General features: G+C 57.5%; 17 protein-coding genes, 1 pseudogene and 1 riboswitch. Of the genes and pseudogenes, 13 read left to right on the top strand and 5 right to left on the bottom strand.

Annotation, left to right across the window (positions count from 1 at the left end):
• Positions 1-10 precede the first annotated feature (10 nt).
• The 3 genes from ELR57_RS15960 (at position 11) to ELR57_RS15950 (ending at position 3,001) form a co-directional block, all read left to right on the top strand.
• Positions 11-1,354: a TrkH family potassium uptake protein gene (locus ELR57_RS15960; RefSeq protein WP_126960101.1), complete on the top strand. Its 1,344-nt coding sequence runs from the start codon at positions 11-13 to the stop codon at positions 1,352-1,354.
• Between the two features lie 17 nt (positions 1,355-1,371).
• Entirely contained in the window at positions 1,372-2,034 is a 663-nt protein-coding gene (locus tag ELR57_RS15955) for a potassium channel family protein (protein WP_126960100.1), read from the top strand.
• A gap of 106 nt (positions 2,035-2,140) precedes the next feature.
• Positions 2,141-3,001, top strand: coding sequence for a polysaccharide deacetylase family protein (locus tag ELR57_RS15950; RefSeq protein ID WP_238162551.1), 861 nt, complete (start codon positions 2,141-2,143; stop codon positions 2,999-3,001).
• 69 nt (positions 3,002-3,070) lie between these two features.
• Here the strand turns inward: ELR57_RS15950 and ELR57_RS15945 are convergent, their stop codons facing one another.
• Both ELR57_RS15945 and ELR57_RS15940 read right to left on the bottom strand, forming a co-directional pair.
• Complete coding sequence (locus tag ELR57_RS15945; RefSeq protein WP_126960098.1) at positions 3,071-3,718, bottom strand: 3D domain-containing protein; 648 nt, start codon at positions 3,716-3,718, stop codon at positions 3,071-3,073.
• Between the two features lie 7 nt (positions 3,719-3,725).
• Positions 3,726-3,891, bottom strand: a riboswitch (cyclic di-AMP (ydaO/yuaA leader).
• 95 nt (positions 3,892-3,986) lie between these two features.
• A complete protein-coding gene (locus tag ELR57_RS15940; RefSeq protein ID WP_126960097.1) occupies positions 3,987-4,898 on the bottom strand; it encodes a LysR family transcriptional regulator in 912 nt (303 codons plus the stop codon).
• Between the two features lie 195 nt (positions 4,899-5,093).
• On the opposite strand from ELR57_RS15940, the gene ELR57_RS15935 reads away from it, so the two are divergent.
• The 9 genes from ELR57_RS15935 to ELR57_RS15895 all read left to right on the top strand — a co-directional run bounded on the left by ELR57_RS15935 (position 5,094) and on the right by ELR57_RS15895 (position 16,375).
• Entirely contained in the window at positions 5,094-5,768 is a 675-nt protein-coding gene (locus ELR57_RS15935) for a succinate dehydrogenase cytochrome b558 subunit (RefSeq protein ID WP_126960096.1), read from the top strand.
• Between the two features lie 14 nt (positions 5,769-5,782).
• A complete protein-coding gene (sdhA, locus tag ELR57_RS15930) occupies positions 5,783-7,531 on the top strand; it encodes a succinate dehydrogenase flavoprotein subunit (protein WP_126960095.1) in 1,749 nt (582 codons plus the stop codon).
• 13 nt (positions 7,532-7,544) lie between these two features.
• Positions 7,545-8,315: a succinate dehydrogenase iron-sulfur subunit gene (sdhB, locus tag ELR57_RS15925; RefSeq protein ID WP_126960094.1), complete on the top strand. Its 771-nt coding sequence runs from the start codon at positions 7,545-7,547 to the stop codon at positions 8,313-8,315.
• 475 nt (positions 8,316-8,790) lie between these two features.
• Positions 8,791-9,378, top strand: a complete 588-nt coding sequence (locus ELR57_RS15920) for a thymidine kinase (protein WP_126960093.1) — start codon at positions 8,791-8,793, stop codon at positions 9,376-9,378.
• Between the two features lie 202 nt (positions 9,379-9,580).
• Positions 9,581-12,445 (top strand): 2-oxoglutarate dehydrogenase E1 component, encoded by a 2,865-nt coding sequence (locus ELR57_RS15915; protein WP_126960092.1) that lies wholly within the window; start codon positions 9,581-9,583, stop codon positions 12,443-12,445.
• Between the two features lie 5 nt (positions 12,446-12,450).
• On the top strand, positions 12,451-13,683 hold the full coding sequence (gene odhB / locus ELR57_RS15910; protein ID WP_126960091.1) for a 2-oxoglutarate dehydrogenase complex dihydrolipoyllysine-residue succinyltransferase: 1,233 nt from the start codon (positions 12,451-12,453) through the stop codon (positions 13,681-13,683).
• A gap of 127 nt (positions 13,684-13,810) precedes the next feature.
• A complete protein-coding gene (locus ELR57_RS15905; protein ID WP_238162550.1) occupies positions 13,811-14,308 on the top strand; it encodes a P-loop nucleotide/nucleoside kinase family protein in 498 nt (165 codons plus the stop codon).
• 95 nt (positions 14,309-14,403) lie between these two features.
• Positions 14,404-14,925 carry a sigma-70 family RNA polymerase sigma factor gene (locus ELR57_RS15900; RefSeq protein WP_126960089.1) on the top strand — a complete coding sequence of 174 codons (522 nt, stop codon included), beginning with the start codon at positions 14,404-14,406 and terminating at the stop codon, positions 14,923-14,925.
• The gene (locus ELR57_RS15895) at positions 14,918-16,375 is read left to right on the top strand and encodes a DUF4179 domain-containing protein (protein ID WP_126960088.1); all 1,458 of its coding nucleotides are present in this window, start codon (positions 14,918-14,920) and stop codon (positions 16,373-16,375) included. Before ELR57_RS15900 ends, ELR57_RS15895 begins: the two co-directional genes overlap by 8 nt.
• 412 nt (positions 16,376-16,787) lie before the next feature.
• Here the strand turns inward: ELR57_RS15895 and ELR57_RS15890 are convergent.
• Positions 16,788-17,453: pseudogene (locus tag ELR57_RS15890) on the bottom strand (M15 family metallopeptidase); the annotation flags it as partial.
• Positions 17,454-17,975: 522 nt separating this feature from the next.
• Here ELR57_RS15890 and ELR57_RS15885 point away from each other — a divergent pair.
• Positions 17,976-19,952: a methyl-accepting chemotaxis protein gene (locus tag ELR57_RS15885; protein WP_126960087.1), complete on the top strand. Its 1,977-nt coding sequence runs from the start codon at positions 17,976-17,978 to the stop codon at positions 19,950-19,952.
• 333 nt (positions 19,953-20,285) lie between these two features.
• On the opposite strand, the gene ELR57_RS15880 is transcribed toward ELR57_RS15885, so the two are convergent.
• Both ELR57_RS15880 and ELR57_RS15875 read right to left on the bottom strand, forming a co-directional pair.
• The gene (locus ELR57_RS15880; RefSeq protein WP_126960086.1) at positions 20,286-20,594 is read right to left on the bottom strand and encodes a winged helix-turn-helix transcriptional regulator; all 309 of its coding nucleotides are present in this window, start codon (positions 20,592-20,594) and stop codon (positions 20,286-20,288) included.
• 127 nt (positions 20,595-20,721) lie between these two features.
• The gene (locus ELR57_RS15875) at positions 20,722-21,636 is read right to left on the bottom strand and encodes an EamA family transporter (protein ID WP_238162548.1); all 915 of its coding nucleotides are present in this window, start codon (positions 21,634-21,636) and stop codon (positions 20,722-20,724) included.
• Between the last annotated feature and the right edge of the window lie 126 nt (positions 21,637-21,762).

Below are 21,762 nucleotides of genomic sequence, written 5' to 3'. Positions count from 1 at the left end.
AGTGGGAGACATGCTCGCCAAGCCCGTTAAATGGATATTCACGTCTCCGCCAAGGCTTCTCATGACGGGATTCGCCTTCATCATCGCGCTGGGGATGCTGCTGCTCAAGCTGCCCGCCGCTACGGTCGCAGGGGAGACGACCAGCTGGCTCGACGCGCTGTTTACCGCGACTTCCGCCACTTGTGTAACGGGTCTTGTCACGGTGGACACGGGCACTCATTACACGACCTTCGGGCAGATCGTCATTTTATCGCTTATTCAAGTCGGCGGCCTCGGCTTCATGACGATGGCGACGCTGTTCGCCTTCTTCCTCAAACGCAGAATTTCTCTAAGAGAGAGGCTGGTCCTGCAGGAGGCGCTGAATCAGTCCAGCATGGAGGGCATTGTCCGCCTTGTCAGACGAGTCATTCTGTACGCCGTCAGCATCGAGCTCGTCGGCGCGGTTCTCTTGTCCGCCCGCTTCTTATTTGATATGAGTCCGGGACGCGCGATATACTACGGGATTTTCCACTCGGTCTCCTTCTTTAACAATGCCGGCTTCGACATCATGGGGCACTACAAGAGCTTGACGGACTACGTCGGAGATCCGCTCGTCAACCTCGTGACGATGCTGCTCATCATTCTCGGCGGCCTCGGATTTATCGTGCTCTCCGACTTGATCGATTGGCGCAGCAGCCGCAAGCTGACGCTTCATTCCAAGGTCGTGCTCAGCATGACGGGCTTCCTGATCGTGTTCGGCGCCTTCGTGATCTTCCTCTTCGAATTCACGAATTCGGCAACCATGGAACCTCTTAACTTCGGGGAAAAGGTTCTGGCGGCGTTCCTGCAGTCGGTGTCGCCTAGAACGGCCGGCGTCAACTCGCTCGATCTCGCTTCGCTTCGCCAGGCTACGCAATTCTTTATCGTCCTTCTTATGTTCATCGGGGCATCCCCCGGCTCCACGGGGGGCGGGATCAAGACCACGACCTTCGCCACGCTGATCGGAGCGGTGTATGCCATGATCCGGGGCCGGGAGGACGTCGTCATGTTCCGCTATCGCTTGGGGCAGGAACGGGTCTACAAGGCGCTGACGGTCACGCTTCTGTCGCTTACCTTGATCATCGTGGCGACGATGATCCTCACGACGACGGAAGACCATCATTTTCTCCAGATCCTGTTCGAGGTGACTTCGGCGTTCAGCACGGTCGGGCTGACGATGGGACTGACCGCGGATCTGACGACCGTCGGCAAGATCATCATCATCCTCATGATGTTCATCGGACGGGTTGGCCCGCTGACGATGGGGTACGCGCTCGGGCCTAAGCCGGGCCGGGTGCTATATCGGTACGCGGAAGGCAAGATCATCATCGGGTAAGGGAAGAGATTACGCTCATGAAAATGAATCAGTTCGTCATCATCGGATTAGGCAGATTCGGATCCAGCATCGGCCGGGAGTTGATCCAGCTCGGTTACGAGGTGTTAGGCGTCGACAGCGACGAGGATACCGTTCAGGAGCTAAGCTCGGTGCTTACTCACGCGGTAGTGGCGGATGCGACGGACGAAGAAGTGCTTCGTTCGCTCGGCGCCCGCAACTTCGATTGCGGAGTCGTCGCGATCGGCGACGATATCCAGGCGAGCATCCTGGCCACCATCCTGCTGAAGGAGCTGGGCGTGAAGAAGGTCGTCGCGAAGGCGGTATCCGAGCTTCATGGCCGGGTTCTGGAGCGTATCGGGGTGGACCGCGTCATCTATCCGGAACGGGACATGGGCATTCGGGTAGCTCATCAGCTCGTATCTCCCAATCTGCTCGATTATATCGAGCTTTCCAAGAAATATACGATCGCCGAGCTTGCGGTCCCGAAGTGCCTGACGGGCAAGTCGCTGTCGGAAGTCAATCCGCGCGCCAAGTTCGGCTGCAGCATCGTCGCGATCAACAAGCCGAACGGAATCATCATTGCCCCTAACGCGGAAGACGTCCTGGTCGAGAACGACGTCATGGTCGTCATCGGAACGAACGAATCGATCGAAGAATTCCAGGAAGCGACCGGCTCCTGATCCCCGAATCAATAGCAGGATATGAATGAGATGCCGCCTCTTCGCTCACGATAAGGACATGGCCTGATCCAGATCCAAGTGGGAAAAGGGGATAGCGATGCGACGGATGTGGAGACGAAGCTTGCTGGCGGCGATATGCGTATGGCTCCTGTCGGGCGGCGCGGCAAGCGCCCAAGCGATTGCGCAGGCGGGAACGGGTCAACGGCAGGCAGCGGCGCCGAATGGCGAGAGGCCGCAGGAGAAGACGGAGGCGGAAACCGCCGGCGATAGCAGAGACGTGGCGGCCACCCAATCCGACAGGCCATCCGGCGCCAACTGGGCGGAGATGCAGAGGCGGTACAAAGGCGCCTTCGTCTTGTCGGGTCCCAAGCCGTCCCGACAGGTCGCGTTGACTTTCGACGATGTGCCGGATTCCCGGTATACTCCCCTTGTCTTGAACGTGCTCAAGCAGCAGAAGGTGAAGGCGACGTTCTTCGTGGTCGGGAGCCGCGCGCTGAAAGCGCCTGCCCTCGTTCGCCGGATCCATGACGAAGGACACGCGATCGGGAACCACTCCTTCAATCACCCCGACTTCTCCAAGATGGGAATCGGCGGCATGAGCGAACAGATCCGATCGACGGAAGCCGCGCTTCAGCGCTCGGTCGGCTTCGTCCCCCGGCTGATCCGGCCGCCTTACGGGGAGATCAAGAACTCCCAGCTGGACTGGGCTCAGAAGCAGGGATACACGGTCGTCAATTGGGACGTGGATTCCTCGGATTGGAGACAGCTTGGGGCGCAGACCGTCTTCCTCAACGTCACGAGATCGGTCCGCCCGGGCTCGATCATCCTTCTTCACGCCGGAGGGGGAACGGGCCAGAATCTATACGGAACGGTTCAGGCTCTGCCTAAGCTGATCGCATGGCTTCGCTCTCATCATTACGAGCCGGTGACCTTGCCGGAGCTGCTTCAGCTTCCGGAAAGCAAGTAGAACGGCAAACAGCCCTCCCCTGGAGTGAACCAGGGAAGGGCTGTTTGTTGGCTTAAATGTAGGTAAGGATTATTTCAGCACATACAGCTTGACGTACTGGAAGCCGAACTTCGATACGTTCGAGCGGGTGTCGGGAACGAAGATATCGATTCGGTTGCCGACAATCGCGCTGCCGGCGTCGGTCGCGGTGGCGACCATGCCTCCCGTCGGAAGCCCGGCGAAGTTATAGCCGGTGATGTAAACCTTCGTTCCGAGAGGGATGACCTTCGGGTCGACGGCGATCGTGCCCAGCTTCAGCGGGTTGCCGAAGTAGTCGACCGCTCCCCAAGCATTCTCTTCGATAGAGGCGGAATAAGCGCTGGCCTTCATGTCAATAACCTTGGTATAGCCCAGTACGGAGCCGCTTGCGGTCGTAACCGACTTCGCCGTGATCGAAGCCGCCGCTTTCGAATTCGTGGTGGAAGCAGCCTTCACCGTGTTGCCGCTGCCGGCCGGAATCGTGAGCTTGAGCCCTTGGTAGATGTTCTGGGGATCAACCTTCGGATTCGCGTTCATCAGCGTTTGCAGGGGGACATTGAACTTCTTGGACAGCGTCCAGAAAGTATCGTTGTCGGTGGCCGTGTAGGTCGTAGCCGCGAAGGCGTTCATGGCGGGAAGCATCAAAGCGCCGCCGAGAGCGAGCGCCGCCGCTCGTCTTCCAAGCTTGCGAAACAGCATAAGGTAAGTATCCTCCTTGGATTGCCGGCGAGGTTAGTTGTCGGGTTCGGACTGGGAGATCAGTCCTACGCGGATCGAGCATCGGCGATTCACCCCAAGCGCGAGCGTCTTCGGACGGTTCGCACGGTCGTTCGGGTCCCCCGCACCTTTGCAGGTTTTGGCAGATTAGGCATGCCTGTCCGAAGTTGCAAGCGGCAGGCAGCATTTATCCAAGGGTAACACAGGCTTTCAAAGCGGGGGAACAGGGAACTATGCCCATTAGAAGACTTTAATCTGGAGAAGATTCTTGCCTTCGGAAGAAAGCGATCGTTTCTTCGATCAGGAACTTCGTCGAGGCCGTCATCCACATCGGCTGGCTATAGATAAGAGAGGTCGTTCTCTTCGTCAGCTCGAATTCCCGGATCGGGATGACGTAGAGATCGTTGTCTTCGAGAAGCTGCGGACGAATGTAGGATTTCGGAAGCAGCGTTCCCGCGCGAAGCGGCGTCAGCAGACGGATGATCGCTTCGAAGGAGTCGATCTCCATGCGTACGTCGGGCTTCAGCGAGAAACGCCGCAGCAGCTCGTCTGTCATCGTCCGGTACCAGGTGCCCGGCGCGAACAGGATCATCGGCAGGCCGTTCATGTTATCCAGGTTGAACAGCGTCTTTTCTAATATATAATACGTCTTCGGCAGAACGAGCATCAGAGTATCGTCAAATAAGGGAATGCTGGTAATGGCGGGATCGTCCTCCACCGAGGAAGCGACGATTCCGAAGTCGACCTTGCCTTCCTTGACGAGCGTCGCGATCTCGTGGGACTTGCCGGTGACGGCCTTGATCTCGATGTTCGGATGCTTCTCGGTCATGGCGGTGATGATCCCGGGAAGAGTCGTCTGCAGCGTCGTCAGGCTGGCGCCGATCGTGGCGAGCGTCGTATCGACCGAGCGGTAAGCATTGAGCTTCTGAAGGAATTCTCCGTGGAAGTGCCGCAGCTCGACCGCGAATTCATAGGTAATCTGGCCGGCCGGAGTCAGCTCCAGCCTCTTGCCGACCCGGCGGAACAGATCCACGCCAAGCTCGCGTTCCATCCGCGCGATTCGGCGGGACAGGGCGGGTTGAGTCACATTGAGCTTCTCCGCCGCGCGATTCAGGCTCGTATTCTCGACCACGGTCGCGAACAGCTTCATATCCTCCAACATTGTTTTCATCCCTCTGCATATAAGCATTAGTTATAAGAATTAATAAGGAATTAGCAGTTCCATTATAAGCGAAAATAGGTTAACCTAGAAAGCGTGACGAAATGGTGACGGTTGGACGCTTCATGCCTCAAAACGTTCATTTAAGCGATCCAATGACGTCAACCGTACGGATTTGAAAGGAGAAAGCATAACGACATGAGTGGAAATTCGTACTTTACCCGCAAGCTTCACTCTCTGCTCGGAGTTATTCCGCTCGGGCTGTTCCTGATCGAACACGCGCTGACGAACTACTCCGCGTTTGAGGGTGGCCCCGAAGGATTCCAGGACAGCGTTAACGGGCTGCACGACCTGCCGCTGATTTTCTTCCTGGAGCTGTTCTTCATCTGGCTTCCGATTCTGTTCCACGGCGTTTATGGCCTGTATCTAGCCTTCACGTCGAACCTGAACACTAGTCGATTCCAATATGGACGCAACTGGGCGTTCGCCTTCCAGCGGATTACCGGGGTCATTACGTTCATCTTCATCATCTGGCACATGTGGCAGATCCGTGTACAGGTAGAGCTGGGCAATATCACGACGGATGAATTGGGGACGAAAATGCACGAGATCGTCGATAATCCGGCGTACTTCGTGCTGTACATGATCGGGGTTATTGCGGCCGTCTTCCACTTCTCTAACGGTCTGTGGGCATTTCTCGTCAGCTGGGGCATCACGATCGGTCCGCGCGCGCAGCGCGTGTCTTCGCGAATTTGCATGGGCATCTTCGTCATCATGGCCGTCCTGTTTATCTTGTCCCTCTTCGCATTCCGCGGAGATGATTTCGCTTCGGCATCCGCGGCGATCGACACGATAACGGCGCGGTTGGGTTAAGAGGAGGAGTAGCAATGGCTAAAGGTAAAATCATCGTAGTTGGCGGCGGCCTCGCCGGATTGATGGCGACCGTCAAGGCAGCGGAAGCAGGCATGAGCGTCGACCTGTTCTCCCTGGTACCGGTTAAACGTTCCCACTCCGTCTGCGCGCAAGGCGGCATCAACGGAGCTGTAAATACGAAAGGCGAAGGGGACTCCCCTTGGGAGCACTTCGACGATACCGTCTACGGCGGCGACTTCCTCGCGAATCAGCCTCCGGTTAAGGCGATGTGCGAAGCGGCGCCCGGCATCATTCACCTGATGGACCGGATGGGCGTTATGTTCAGCCGTACCCCGGAAGGCTTGCTCGACTTCCGCCGTTTCGGCGGCACGCAGTATCACCGCACCGCGTTCGCGGGCGCGACGACCGGCCAACAGCTGCTTTACGCGCTGGACGAGCAAGTTCGCCGCTGGGAAGCGGCAGGTCTCGTGCAGAAGTTCGAGCATTGGGAATTCACCTCGGTCGTTATCGATGACGACGGCGTTTGCCGCGGCATCGCGACGCAGGACCTGCGTTCGATGGAAGTAAAGACGTTCCGCGGCGACGCGGTTATTCTGGCAACGGGCGGCCCCGGCATCATCTTCGGGAAGACGACGAACTCCGTCATCAACACGGGTACGGCGGCCAGCGCGGTTTACCAGCAGGGCGTTTATTACGCGAACGGCGAGATGATCCAGATCCACCCGACCGCGATCCCGGGCGACGACAAGAACCGCCTGATGAGCGAATCCGCCCGCGGCGAAGGCGGACGCATCTGGACATACAAGGACGGCAAGCCTTGGTACTTCCTCGAAGAGAAGTATCCGGCTTACGGTAACCTCGTGCCGCGCGACATCGCGACCCGCGAGATCTTCGACGTCTGCGTCAACCAGAAGCTCGGCATCGACGGCGAGAACAAGGTGTTCCTCGACCTTTCTCACAAGGATCCGAAGGAGCTGGAGGTTAAGCTCGGCGGCATCATCGAGATTTACGAGAAGTTCACGGGCGATGACCCTCGCAAGATTCCGATGAAGATCTTCCCGGCCGTTCACTATTCGATGGGCGGCCTGTGGGTCGACTATAACCAAATGACCAACATTCCGGGTCTGTTCGCCTGCGGCGAATGCGACTACCAATACCACGGCGCGAACCGTCTCGGCGCGAACTCGCTGCTCTCCGCGATCTACGGCGGCATGATTACCGGGCCGAAGGCGATCGAATACATCAAGGGCCTCAAGAAGTCCGCCGAGGACGTATCCGAGAGCGTATTCGCCGCCGAAGGCAAGAAGCAAGCGGACAAGTACGAGTCTATCCTCAAGATGGACGGCACGGAGAACGCGTACGTTCTTCACAAGGAGCTCGGCGAGTGGATGACGGCGAACATGACCGTCGTGCGCTTCAACGACAAGCTGGAGCAAACCCTCGACAAGATCAAGGAGCTCAAGCAGCGCTACACGAAGATCAATATCAACGATACCGCCCAATGGAACAACGCGGGCGTCGCTTTCACGCGCCAGCTGTGGAACATGCTCGAGCTGTCCGAGGCGATGACCAAGGGCGCCCTGCTGCGCGACGAGAGCCGCGGAGCCCACTACAAGCCGGAGTTCCCGGAACGCAACGACGAGGACTTCCTGAAGACCACGAAGGCGAAGTGGACGAAGGATGGGGTGGAGATCTCCTACGAAGACGTAGACGTCTCCCTGATCAAGCCTCGTAAGCGCGACTACACGACCGACAAACACTAAGGAGGGATAATCGATGGCTGAAACGGCTACGGCAACTGCGAAACGTACGGTTAAGTTTATCATCACCCGCCGGGCGACTCCGGATTCCACTCCTTACAACGAGGAGTTCGACATTCCCTACCGCCCGAATATGAACGTCATCAGCGCCCTGATGGAGATTCAACGCAATCCCGTCAAGGCGGACGGATCCAAGACGACTCCGGTCGTCTGGGAATCCAACTGTTTGGAGGAAGTGTGCGGCGCCTGCTCGATGGTCATCAACGGCAAGCCTCGCCAAGCTTGCTCCGCGCTGATCGACCAGCTGGAGCAGCCGATCCGCGTCGCTCCGATGACGACCTTCCCGGTCGTCCGCGACCTCGTGGTCAACCGCCAGCGCATGTTCAACGCCCTGAAGCGCGTGAAGGCATGGATTCCGATCGACGGCACCTACGACCTCGGTCCGGGCCCGCGCATGGCGGAGTCGAAGCGCCAATGGGCTTACGAGCTGTCCAAGTGCATGACGTGCGGCGTCTGCCTGGAAGCATGCCCGAACGTCAACGACCGTTCGAGCTTCATCGGACCGGCTCCGATCTCCCAGGTCCGCCTGTTCAACGCCCATCCGACGGGCGAGATGAACGCTCACGAGCGTCTGGAAGCCCTGATGACCGACGGAGGCATCGAAGGCTGCGGCAACTCGCAGAACTGCGTGCGCTCCTGTCCGAAGGGAATTCCGCTGACGACTTCGATCGCGGCGATGAACAAGGACACGACCAAGCACATGTTCAAGAAATGGCTTGGCATGTAAGCTGATAAGCTGCAAGCCCGCTCGGCGATATGGCCGGGCGGGCTTTTTGTCGGGGCGAATGGGCAGCGGCGGGGAAGAGGGCAGAGGGGAGCGAGATCGTCGAAGAGATCGACTAGCATCCAGCCGTGGCGTTCAAAAGCGACGGAGATAGCCGAAGAAATCGACTTACGGCGAGCCAATATGGTCAAAAGCGGGAGAGATAGCCGAAGAAATCGACTAACGGCGAGCCAATATGGCCAAAAGCGATGGAGATCGTCGAAGAAATCGACTAACGGCGAGCCAATATGGTCAAAAGCGGGAGAGATAGCCGAAGAAATCGACTAACGGACGGCCGAAGTATCATCTATCCCCAAAGTGCCGGCTCAGGAAGGAAACGGACAAAAGACGATCAAGCATGGAGACAAGTGCGTCTATTGCAACTGTCGAAAATTCTGTATAATAATGGCGGACATGAACTGGGGTTGGAGGGACACGATTGGCACAGCTCTATTACAAATACGGAACGATGAACAGCGGCAAGTCGTTCGAGATCATCAAGGTCGCTCACAACTACGAAGAACAGGGCAAGCCGGTGCTTATCTATTCGCCCGCTATCGACACGAGAGACGGCGCCGATCAGATCGGTTCGCGCGTCGGGATGACGAGGAAGGCGATCCCGGTCGACGCTTCCACCAATATTTTCGAAGACGTCAAGCAGCATATCGGACCGAACCGGAGAATTTACTGCGTACTGATAGACGAAGCCCAATTCCTCACGAAGCAGCACGTGGTGGAGCTGACGCAGATCGTCGACGAGCTGGGCATTCCCGTCATGGCGTTCGGCTTGAAGAACGACTTCCAGAACAATCTGTTCGAGGGCAGCTACAACCTGCTCGTCTATGCGGACAAGATCGAAGAAGTGAAGACCATCTGCTGGTACTGCGACCGCAAAGCGACGATGGTCATCCGCTACAAGGACGGCATCCCGATGAATGAAGGGGATCAAATCCAAATCGGCGGCAATGAAGATTACAAGCCCGTCTGCAGGCGCTGCTACCAAGCCGCCTTCAAGAAGAAGCTCTGACCGCGCGGTCAGGGCTTTTTTCGGGCGTCGGGCTCGATTCATATCGGAACGCTGGGGCACCCCTTATTCAATCTATCTCGTTTTGAGATGATATTGATAGGAATTGATTATTTTTATCATGGCGCAGGATATACTATAATTTCAGATGATATGTACGACACCTTTATGCTATTAACTAATTAGTTTACCGAGGGGTAGGACAATGCCAACTGAAGAGCGTGACATGCCGTTTAACTGGCAAACGTATTATGGGCAGAATTTGGGCTACATCCAAGAGCAATATGAGCTTTACCAATCTAACCCGGAATCCGTGTCCCAAGAGTACCGTGAGCTGTTCGCCACAAGAGGAGCGCCTCCTCTTCTTGAGCATGTTTCCGGTTCCGTATCGGCCGCTCCGGCGACCGGTCTGGATGCAAGACAGCTGAAGCATGCCGTTGACGCGGGCAAGCTTGTCTGGAATATCCGCACTTATGGACATTTGGCCGCCGACATCGATCCGCTCGGCATCGATGCGAAGCCGAACGCGAAGACGCTCGATCCGGCAACGTACGGATTGAAGCAGGAAGATCTGGCGGCACTGCCGGCCAGCCTCGTCTGGGAAGGGGCTCCGGAAGGCCTGAAGAACGGCTGGGAAGCGATTCAGAAGCTCCGCGAGGTCTACTCCGGAACGATCGCCTACGAATTCGGCCACGTGCACGACGAAGCCGAGAGAAAGTGGTTGAACGATTACGCCGAGAAGCTCGTTCCCGCTCAATCCCTTAACCGGGAAGAACGCGCGAAGCTGGTTAAGCGCCTGCTTGAAGCCGAGCAGTTCGAGGACTTCCTGCAGCGCACGTTCGTCGGCGCGAAACGCTTCTCTGTCGAAGGCAACGACGCGCTTGTCGCCCTTGTCGACGAGATCGTGCACGAGCTGACGAACGCGGGCGTCGGCCAGATTACGATGGGCATGGCACACCGCGGCCGCCTCAACGTTCTGGCGCACGTGCTCGAGAAGCCTTACACGAAGATCTTCTCCGAGTTCCATCATTCGACGAACAAAGCCGTCGTTCCGGCGGAAGGCTCCATCGGAATGAATTACGGCTGGTCCGGCGACGTTAAATATCACCTGGGCGCCAATCGCTCGATCAAGACCGGCGAGACGGTCGAGACGCGCGTAACGCTCGCGAACAACCCGAGCCACCTGGAATACGTCAATCCGGTCGTGCAAGGATTCGCGAGAGCCGCTCAAGAGGATCGCAACAAGGCCGGCTATCCGGTGCGCAACGAAGATGCCGCAGCATCGATCGTCATCCATGGCGACGCGGCGTTCCCTGGCGAAGGCATCGTTACCGAGACGATGAACCTGAGCCAACTGAACGGCTACCGCATCGGCGGTACGATCCATATTATCGCCAACAACAAGATCGGCTTCACGACGGAGAGCTTCGACTCCCGTTCGACTCATTACTCCAGCGACCCGGCCAAGGGCTACGAGATTCCGATTATCCACGTGAACGCGGACGATCCGGAAGCCTGCATCGCCGCGGCTCGCATGGCCAGCGAATACAGAAGGCTGTTCAAGAAGGACTTCCTGATCGACCTGATCGGCTATCGCCGTTACGGCCATAACGAGACGGACGATCCGGAATCGACCCAGCCGCTGATCTACAAGAAGGTTAAGGCTCATCCGACGGTCAGCCGCCTGTATGCCGACAAGCTCATCGCGAAGAACGTCTTCAGCGAAGAAGAGTACAATCGCATCAAGACGGAAGTCGTCGATCGCCTGAAAGCCGCTTATGAGGAAATGAAGCAGAACGAGAGCCAAGAAGCGGTTCACCAGACCCCGGCGCCGGCTCGCCCGGCGAAGAAGGCTTCCACCGGCGTCTCGCTCAAGAAGCTCCGCGAGATCAACAAGGACCTGCTGAGCTGGCCGAAGGGCTTCACGGTTTATCCGAAGCTTCAGCGGATCCTAGAGCGCCGCGCGAACGCTCTTAACGACGGCGAGAAGCTCGATTGGGGCCATGCGGAGACGCTGGCGTTCGCTTCGATCCTGTCCGACGGCACGCCGATCCGCATTACGGGCCAAGACGCGGAACGCGCGACGTTCGCCTTCCGGAACCTGGTCCTGCACGATCCGGAGACGGGCGAGACGTACAGCCCGCTGCACAACATTCCGCAAGCGAAGGCATCGTTCGCCATCCATAACAGCGCGTTGTCCGAATCCGCGGTCCTCGGCTTCGAATACGGTTATAACGTATTCGCTCCGGAGACGATGGTCATCTGGGAAGCGCAATACGGCGACTTCGCCAACGTCGCGCAAGTGCTGATCGATCAATTCGTCTCCTCCGGCCGCTCCAAGTGGTCCGAGAAGTCCGGCCTGATCATGCTCCTGCCGCACGGTTACGAAGGCGCGGGTCCGGAGCACTCCAGTGCTCGCCTGGAGAGATACCTGCAGCTGTCGGCGGAAGAGAACTGGACGGTCGCTAACCTGTCCAGCTCCGCTCAGTACTTCCACCTGCTGCGCCGCCAAGCAAGCCTGCTCGGCACGGAAGACGCGCGTCCGTTGGTCGTCGTCACGCCGAAGAGCCTGGTCCGCAATCCTCGCGCCGCTTCTTCTCCGGAAGAGCTCGAGAAGGGTTCGTTCCAGCTGATCGTCGAGCAGCCGGGACTGGGCGCCAAGACGGATCGCGTCGAGCGCTTGATCCTCTGCTCCGGCAAGGTGGCCATCGATCTGGAAGAAGCGATCGAGAAGGAGAAAGACAAGGATACGGATTGGCTGCACATCGTGCGCGTCGAGCAGCTCTATCCGTTCCCGGCTCAAGAGATCGCCGCTGTCATCGCAAGATTCCCGAACCTCAAGGAGATCGCTTGGGTTCAGGAAGAACCGCGCAACATGGGTTCCTGGGGCTTCGCCGAGCCGCGCGTTCGCGAGATCGCGCCGGCAGGGGTAGAGGTACGTTACGTAGGACGTCCGGACCGTTCGAGTCCGGCTACCGGCTTCCAACAAATCCACGCTCTTGAGCAGCAATTCGTCCTACATCATTCGCTAAAGCCGAGTCCGACGTTGACTCATAACCTGGGGAGGTAACAGCAGTGCAAGATATTATTGTGCCAGCAATGGGCGAGTCGATCACAGAAGGAACGATCGCAAGATGGGCCGTTAAAGTCGGGGATTCGGTGAAGCAGGGCGACCTGCTTCTCGAGCTCGAGACCGATAAAGTCAACCTGGAGATCAGCGCCGAGTCCGACGGCACGATCGCAGAGATCGTCAGCCAAGAAGGCGACACGGTTCGCATCGGCGAAGTTGTCGGCCGAATCGGCGAAGGCGGCGCAGCCGCCGCGGCAGCTCCTGCTGCAGCCGCGCCTGCTCCAGCAGCTGCTCCAGCAGCTGCACCGGCAGCTCCTGCACCGGCAGCGGCTCCTGCGCCTGCTGCAGCCGCTCCCGCGCAGCCGTCCAACCCGGCTACGCTCGGCTCGCCTTCCGCTCGCAAGAACGCTCGCGAGCAAGGCATCGAACTGAGCGCCGCTCCGGCTCCAGCAGCGGCTCCAGCGGCCGCTCCAGCGGCCGCTCCTGCGCCAGCGGCAGCACCGGCTCCAGCAGCTCCGGCGTTCACCTCTAACAAGCCGTACGAGCGCAAGAAGATGTCCCGCCGCCGCGCGACGATCGCGAACCGCCTCGTGCAAGCTCAGCACACGGCAGCCATGCTGACGACGTTCAACGAAGTCGACATGACCGCGATCATGGACGTGCGCAAGCGCCGCAAAGACTCCTTCAAGGAGAAGAACGAAGTCAACCTCGGCTTCATGTCCTTCTTCACGAAGGCGGTTGTCGGAGCGCTGAAGAAGTTCCCTCTGCTGAACGCGGAGATCGAAGGCGAAGACATCATCGCCAAGAAGTACTACGACATCGGCATTGCCGTATCCGCTAAGGAAGGCCTCGTCGTTCCGGTCGTGCGCGACGCGGACAAGCTGGGCTTCGCCGAGATCGAGCGCTCCATCGTCGACCTCGCTTCCAAAGCTCGTTCCAACACGCTGGCTCTCTCCGACCTGCAAGGCGGAACGTTCACGATCACGAACGGCGGAACGTTCGGCTCCTTGCTGTCGACGCCGATCCTGAACGCGCCGCAAGTCGGCATTCTGGGCATGCACAAGATCCAATACCGTCCGGTCGCGATCAACAACAACACGGAAGTCGCGATCCGTCCGATGATGTACATCGCGCTTTCCTACGATCACCGGATCGTCGACGGCGCGGAAGCCGTACAGTTCCTCGTTAAGGTCAAGGAGCTTCTGGAAGATCCGGAAACGCTGCTTCTGGAAGGCTGATCGACGCCATAGCAACACCGATCCAACACCGACATTCGAGCTGTCTCCGCGGGCTAAGTCCTGCGGGGCGGCTCTTTTTTTGTGTTATAATTGGCAAATATGTATATTGGACCGAGGGGATGTTCCATTGGAGAATCCGTTGCCATTATTCATCGTAACGGGCGCAAGCGGGTCCGGCAAAACCTACGTCGTCAATGATTTGCGCCAAATCATGCCGGATTACGAAGTATTCGATACCGATAGCCTTATCGAGGTGATGGGACACGATTGGGAGAAAATCCGGATGACTTGGCTTCGGATTGCCCGCGAGATCGCCCGGAACGGACGCATGACGATCCTATGCGGAACCCAGATGCCTTGGGATATCGAGAAATGCGCGGACTATCCCGCCTTTCGGCATGTCTATTATCTCAATCTTCACTGCAAGGAAGAAGCTCGCGAGAAGCGTCTGCGCGAGAGGAATTGGACGGACGAGATGATCCGTAACCACCTTGATTTCGCCAACGCCTTGCTTGAGATTGCCGCTAAGGAATTCGATCCGCCTATGCCGACAATCGATACAACGGAGCTGGATGCGTCCGCTGTCGCCTCGCGAATTAAAGACTGGGTCCTTCGCCATGCCTGAACGAAGCCGCCGAACAGGCGGATTTTTTATTTTCCAAGCTAACCAAAACCGTTTCGGCCTCTCGGCTGTCTAATGGATAAGAGGGGAGTGCCAGAATGTCGATCGAGGAGCAAGTGAAGGCCGCGCAAGGCGGCGACGAACAGGCTTTCTATGGATTGATCCACTCCGAGAGGATGCGGCTCTTCCGGATCGCCCGCTCTTACCTGAAGAACGAAGAAGACGCCGTCGAAGCGGTTCAGGAGACCACCTATCGCGCTTATCTGAAGCTCCGCAAGCTGCGGGAGCCGCGTTATTTTCACACTTGGCTTATTCGGATCCTTATCCATTACTGCTTGGACGAACGGAAGCGCAAGCAGCGGACGACTCCGATGAACGAGGTGCCGGAGCCGCTGTCGAGGGAGCTCGACCTGGACGACCGAATCCACCTGAGCATGATCATCGACAACCTGAAGCCGAAGCACAAGCACGTCATCATTCTGAAGTATTACGAGGACATGACGCTCTCCGAAATCTCGCGCCTGCTGGAGAAGCCGGAGGGGACGGTCAAGACGTGGCTGAATCAGGCTCTGAAGCAGCTAAGACTGGTCAGCGGAAAAGGAGGCGGAGAACATGCTTGAGGAGGAGAAGGAGGAGCTCGAGCGGATGGTGGCGGAGCAATCGGAGGGGGAGCAGCAACGCACAGTGGAGCCGTCCTTGGAGGAGTCCCCCTTGGACGCGAAGTTGAGCGAAGCGATTCGGGCCGGCATTCGCGCAGGTAAAGGTGAGCAGCGGCGACGCCGGAGAAGCTCGGCCAAGCGTTGGATCTCGATAGCGTCGGCCGGTGTGATCGTGTTGGCCTCTCTGCTCTCCATTCGGGTCTCGCCGGTATTCGCCGCGATGGTGAGGGACATCCCGGGGCTGGAGCGATTCGTCGAGCTGATCGAGAACGGGGATCGGGGCGTTCGATACGCGATAGAGAACGAATATTATCAGCCGCTGGGCCTTTCGCAAGAGATAGACGGGAGGACCTTCACGGTTCAAGGTATGGTCGTGGATGAAGCCAGAATGGTTGTGTTCTATGAGCTTCGGAACAGCGATAAAGAGAAGCCGTTAGAGCTCATAAGCGAGAGACTAAGGGATCAATCGGGGAAAGAAATTCGAGGGATGTACGGGGGGCATCAGCCCGACATCACCCAAGAGAAGGGACAGAACGTGGTTACAGGCACCATCGACATTTGGCAGGAGATGAACCGGAACGGATGGCCGGAGGAGGTCGAACTGGAAGTCAAGACCTTGGCCGTCCAATCGGCGGAATCGGCGGGAACGCAATCGTTTATCCCCGCCCGGCATCCCGAATTGCCATCCGCCGAAGCATCCTTGCCGCCCCAAGATGACGGTCCGAGTTTCCGCGTTGCATTCTCCATCGATCCCGACAGTTACAAGGACAAGAAACAGGAGATTCCGATCGGCCAAGCGATCGAGGCGGAAGGGCAGCGCATCGAGTTCGAGAAGGCGGTGCTTTCTCCGCTTCGGGTGACGATCTATCTGTCTTATGACGAGAACAATTCGAAACAAGTGCTCGATTCGGGAGACCTGAAGCTCGTAGACGATACGGGAGAGGTATGGGGGGGATGGATCGATAAGACGCATCAGGTTTATTATTTCGAGAACAATTACTTTAATCGGCCGAAAAAGCTCAGCTTGGAAGGAAGCTGGTTCCGAGCTATTGACAAGGATAAGATGACGGTGACGGTGGATTTGGATAAGCAGAAGCTTCTCGAGGCTCCTGACGACAGGTTGAAGCTGTCCAGCGTCGGAGGGCGGGGCAGCGGAACAAGGCGGCTTACATTCTCTCTGAGCGGCGTTGCTCCGGATGATGCCATGTCTTACAGCATCATGAACGAATTCACCGATGCGACGGGAACCGAAAATACGACCAAAGGCTCGGGGACTTGGCATCAATCGGGAGTCGGAGAACAATCCAGTTATTACGACATCGAAGATAAGCCTTACGTTCAGCCTCTGACGTTTAAGGTATTCAGTTACCCGTCCTATATACGTCAGGAATATCGTATCCCTCTTTGGTAAAAGAAAAGAGGCTGTCTCAAAAGCAAGTTCTAGCTCGCTTTGAGAACAGCCCATTTAACTGCTCCGCCATTGTTCGTTCTCCTTCAGATCGGTTCATTGTGCTCTAACGGAACGTAGAGACGTTATGCCGGCTCAAAAGCTGAATAATAAATTCTAACGGAACAGGGAGACGTTATTTTTGGGGAAATGATAGAATTCAGGACGTTTTAAGCAAATTAAGGGCGCTGTGTTCCGTTAGATTTTCGAATACCCGTTTTTCGGACGAATAAGGGCTGCTGGTTCCGTTAGAGCGGTGTAAAGCGGTGAAGGCAGCATTCGGTTGACCAATAGGTCAGTCTCTAAGCTAAAGACAAAGGCCGTCCATAAGTCTATGACTTATGGGACGGCCTCTTTTACATGCAGGAGGTGGATCTTACGACTTCGCTTTGCCCGAAGCTTCCCTCGCTTGCTGGTCGTAAGACTCCATGAATTCTTCAAGGGTCTTGCTGCCGGAATCGAGGACGGCTTTAGCGACATCCTTGCCTACGTAGCGGACGTGCCAAGGCTCGTACGTGTAGCCGGTAATATCCTGCATGTCCTTCGGATAGCGAATGATAAATCCGTACTCGTAAGCGTGCTTGGCGAGCCACTTGCCTTCCTTCGTATCGCCGAAGGTGGTCTCAAGCTCGAAGTTCGCGCTTGCGCTCGAGACATCCATCGCAAGGCCGGTCTGATGCTCGCTCTGGCCCGGATGAGCGCTCGTCCGGTTGGCGACTTCGGCGCCCTTCAGTTCGGCATTGCGGTCGAAGATCGATTTCTGCGTGGCATAAGAGCGGTAACCGGATACGGCCTTCAACGTGACGCCGTCATCCTTGGCGGCATTGAACAGCTCTTCGAGCGCGTCCGCGGCGGCCTTGCGAAGCTTCTTCTTGGGCGAATCGCCGGAGAACGAGAATTCCACGTCCGGGACGACAAGATCTTCCGGAATGTAAGAGGAAGACAAGTTTCTCTTCTTGTTGACGAGCACGAGCAAGCTGTCCGAATTCGTAATGACGGCAAGGCCGTCCGAGTTCTTCTTGACCGTCATGGCCGGAGCGTTCTGGATGAGCATCGCCGTTACCGCTTCGGGTTCCTCGACAGGCTTGCTGCCGGTCTCGAACGAGCTTGTCCCGTCCGGAGTCTCGGAAGGGGAAGCCGAAGGAGATTCGGCGGGCTTGTCCGACGGAGCTTGCGATGAGGCCGAAGATCCGGCCGGATCTATGGGTTCCGAAGCGGAAGCGCTGGGCGCGGCAGGCTCGGACGCGCCTTTCTGGGCCCATACGTCCCAATCGCCGATTCGGGTAAATCCCCAGACGAGGACGACCGCGGCGACGAGGGTGACTACTATTTTTGTTCTAGCTCGCAATGATATCGAACTCCTCTCTACACAAATAAGACGACAAAGAACGGGAAGAAGTTTCGAAGATGATGTCGAATCATTGTGGAAGTATAGGTATTATAACGCAATTGCGAGGGGAATAATCGAAAAAAATGTCGTAAATAGAGGAGTTTACGGAAGGGAAATAGCCTGCATCTGTCAAATTTATAGGTCTAGCGGTTTAGGAAAGGTGGAAAATCCCCGTTGAATAGGCAGAGTCGCCTCCGTTCTCTTCGTTCCCAAGTGCTTGCCCTCATGTTTGTCGTTCTTATGCTTCCGTTAGGCGGCCTTGGCCTGTATTACTATTCGACGCTGAGCTCGGATCTCGGGCAGATCGAGCAATCCAGAGCTCTTGAGATCAGCGAGTCCGCTCATAAGCTGTTGGATCAGCTTGGCGATCGGCTGTCGGGCAGCGTCATTACGAACGCCAACTGGGAGGAAGCCCGGGTCGCCTTCCAGGCGAAGGATAGCGCTTGGCTCGCGGATAATATGGACGTATCCGTCGACATCGTACCGAATGTCGACTTTCTGGCGGACCTGGATCTGAACGGCGAGGTCATCAGCTATGCCGGAGAAACGACGGAATTCAAAGAGAAGCTGGCGGACGCCGATCTTCTCGCCAAGGTGAAGGAGCAATCCGACATCCATGGAATGGTGAACACCTCCAAAGGATTGGCGGTCGTTGCCTTATCGCTTGTAACCGACGAGGATCGCGCGAAGCCTCCGACCGGCATCCTGATGTTCGGCCGGCTGCTCGACGGCAAGGCTCTCTCCGGAATCGGCGAATTGATCAACGGAGAGCTATCGCTTCGGTCCAAGGACGGACAGTTCTTGTCCACCAACGAAGCGCTGCTTGTCGATTCCGGCTCGGAGTTCACCGCTTCGAAGCCAAGGTTCCGCTCCTTCGAGCAAGCAGGCGAGGGCTATAGCGAGGTCGTCTCCCAGCATGCCGGCTTGAACGGACAACCGTTAGCCGATCTGTCCGTCGCGTTGACGGCCGAAGCCAACGCGACCGTCCGCTCGGAGATGATCCGCCTTAGCTTGGTCGCCGGAGTCGGGGCGATCCTGCTTATCGTGCTGATCTCGTATATTCTGCGCAGGAGAATGATCGTGCCGCTTAATCGGTTCGAACGTTTCCTAGGCGACGTGACGGAGGGCAATCTTCAAGGGCAGCTCAGACCCGGCGATCTTGGCCGGCGCGACGAGATCGGCTCTATCGCGCGCTCTCTGCGAGAGATGGTGACGCAGCTGAAGGAGATCGTATCCGGCATTCGCAAGACGGCCTCCATCACCTCCGCGGCGGCGGATACGCTGTCGGCGGAAGCGGAGCGAGCCGCGGAAGGCGCGAACCGGATCGCCGAATCGATGCAGGAGGTCGCGGCGGGAGCCGAGTCTCAGAAGGAAGGCATGTCCCGGGGAGCGGAGGCGACCCGAGGCATTCTGGACGGCATTATAACGATCAGCGAGCGCACGGTGTCGATCTCCGAGACCGCCGAGACGGCGAAGCAGCGGGCGGATGTCGGCAACCGGACGATCGCCGGGGCGATCGGTCAGATGGACAAGATCGCGGACACGGTGGAATCGTCGGTGGAGGAAGTGCGGCTGCTAGTCGATCAGTCCGCGGATATCGGCAAGATGGCGGAAGCGATCTCCCAGATCGCGTCAAGGACCAACATTCTGGCGCTGAACGCGAATATCGAAGCGAGCCGCGCGGGCGAGCAGGGACGAGGGTTCTCCGTCGTTGCGGAAGAGATCCGCAAGCTCGCTCAGCAGTCGGACGCGACCGCGGCCGACATCGCCGCCAAGGTCGACCAGATCCGCGAGCGGATCGAGAAGGTCATGAGCCGCATCGACGCGGGCAACCAGGAAGTGCAGGGCGGCCTTCATCTGGTGAAGGAAGCCGGCCAAGCCTTCGAGGGCATCCGTTCCGGCATCTCCGGAATCGGGGACGAATTGAAGGAGATGGCTTCCGCGGGACAGGAGATCGGCGCGAGGACGGAGGAACTGGCCGCGTTGGTGGAGCAGACGGAAGCGATCTCGGAATCGAGCGCGGACCGTTCTCAGGATGTCGCCGAGATCGCGGACTTCCAGGTGAACGCGGTAAGGCGCGTCGCGGACGAGATGGGAGTGCTTTCTTCGCGGGTGCACGAGCTGGAGAAAGCGGTCAATCGCTTCAAGTGACCGCCAATGGTTCGCAGCTTCCCGCAAACAGAGCAAAGACCGGGCAGAATGTTTCTGCCCGGTCTTTGTGCGATGAGGAACCCCCAGTCGATGGTACGACTAGGGGTTCGGGAGAGAAGCTATGTCGTAAGTCATCCGCTTACGGGGGAGCCGGCGAGATAAGGGGAAGCAAAAGAGCCCCTAATGAGGGGCGGCTCAAGACAACGCGCGGTTGGCGGACTAACCGTGTGCCTTATTGCGGCGCTTGTTGGCAACGTGTCCGTTAAGTCCGGCAAAAGCCGCCGGCTAGCTGTGAAATGACTTACACGGTTCTTAGCCGCTACTAGCCAGGTTCTACAGCCACTTCTCGCCCCAGGCTTGAATGGAATTGGTGACGCCTTCAAGATCGCGGCCTTTATCGGTCAATTCATATTCGATACGCACCGGCATCTCGGGATAAACCGTGCGTTTGACAACGCCGTGGGATTCCAATTCCTTCATTCGGTCGGTCAGCATCTTGTCGCTCATGTCGGGGATTTGCTCCTTGATCTCCTTGAAGCGCTTCGGACCGCCCATCATCACTCGAATGATCAGCCCTGTCCACTTCTTGCCCAGCAATTCGGCTGCAGATTCATACTTGGAGCACATTTTCGTATAGTCCATAGGACTCCCCCCTTTCTGAACTATCATATCACAATTGTGTCGGAAAAGAAAGAAGGTACAATATTAAATATAATTACTATAAAAAATATAGTCAGTTATCAGGCCCGTTCAAAAATCCGGAGCCCGATCAAATCCGAACCAGGACCAACCCCAACATCAAGAAAGCGAAGGCTCCCCACTGGAGGATCGACAGCTTCTCGCGGAACAGAAGGACGGATCCCAGCGCCACGACGAGGCCGTTGGTCGCGAAGATAGGAGCGACGAGATGGGATGGCCCTTCGCCGAGCGCAGCCGAGTACAGCTGGAGGCCCCCGTACGAGCAGATTCCCGCGGCTAGCCCCCATAAATAGCCGATGCGGAGGGAGGACTTGGCGATTTTGCCGGGTTTGCTAGCCTTGTCAGTCCTCTCGCCAGGTTCAGCCTTTCCGGCTTCAGGACCCGATGCCTCCTTGCGGGAAGCGACCGCGAACCAGATCCAGGATAATAGATAGCCTGACCAGAGAACGCTGGTATTATCAAGGTCCATGGCCTCCGTCACCTTCAGCCCGCCGTTGCGGAAGAAGAACAGTAGCATCGCGAAGAAGACGAAGGCATACCACCGATTGTCTTTGACGGAGAAGGTACTGCCGCGACGTACGGTCAGCAGCAGGACGGCGATCAGCAGGCACGAGACTCCTAGGATGGCGACGGGGTGAAGCGGCTCGTCGAACCAGAGGGCTCCCATCAGGATGACGAGCAGGATATTGGCGTTCGTGAGCGGCGAAGTCAAGCTGGCCGGTCCGTAATCGAGGGCCTTCATGAAAAGAAGATTGCCCCAGGCGGAGCCGAGGCCGATGATCGCCCCGGCGACCCAGACGCGAACGTCCAGCGGGTCCCAGCTATGAGCCAGCAGGGCTTGTCCCCAGAAGCCGCAAGTTCCCGCCGCATAGAGTCCCAGGAGAAGGGAATTCGATGCGCCGCCTCGCATCTGGCTGATCTTCATAAACAGGCCGGCAAGTCCGAACACGAGGGCGCTGCTTATCGCGGAGAGAAACCATATCAAAGGGAAAACACTCTCCTCATTAATCCTCTTCCAATAGGTTGAATTTGTTACACAATTGAAATATCGCTGTCATTCCGTTGTCGCACTCCTTGGCTAGAATAGAAACCAAGACCCCCTTTTCATATT

It is taken from the genome of Cohnella sp. AR92 (assembly GCF_003990975.1).
In the GTDB taxonomy this organism is placed as follows: Bacteria; Bacillota; Bacilli; order Paenibacillales; family Paenibacillaceae; genus Cohnella.
The sequence above is the reverse complement of the archived record's forward strand: the minus strand, read 5'-3'. Positions and strand labels throughout refer to the sequence as shown.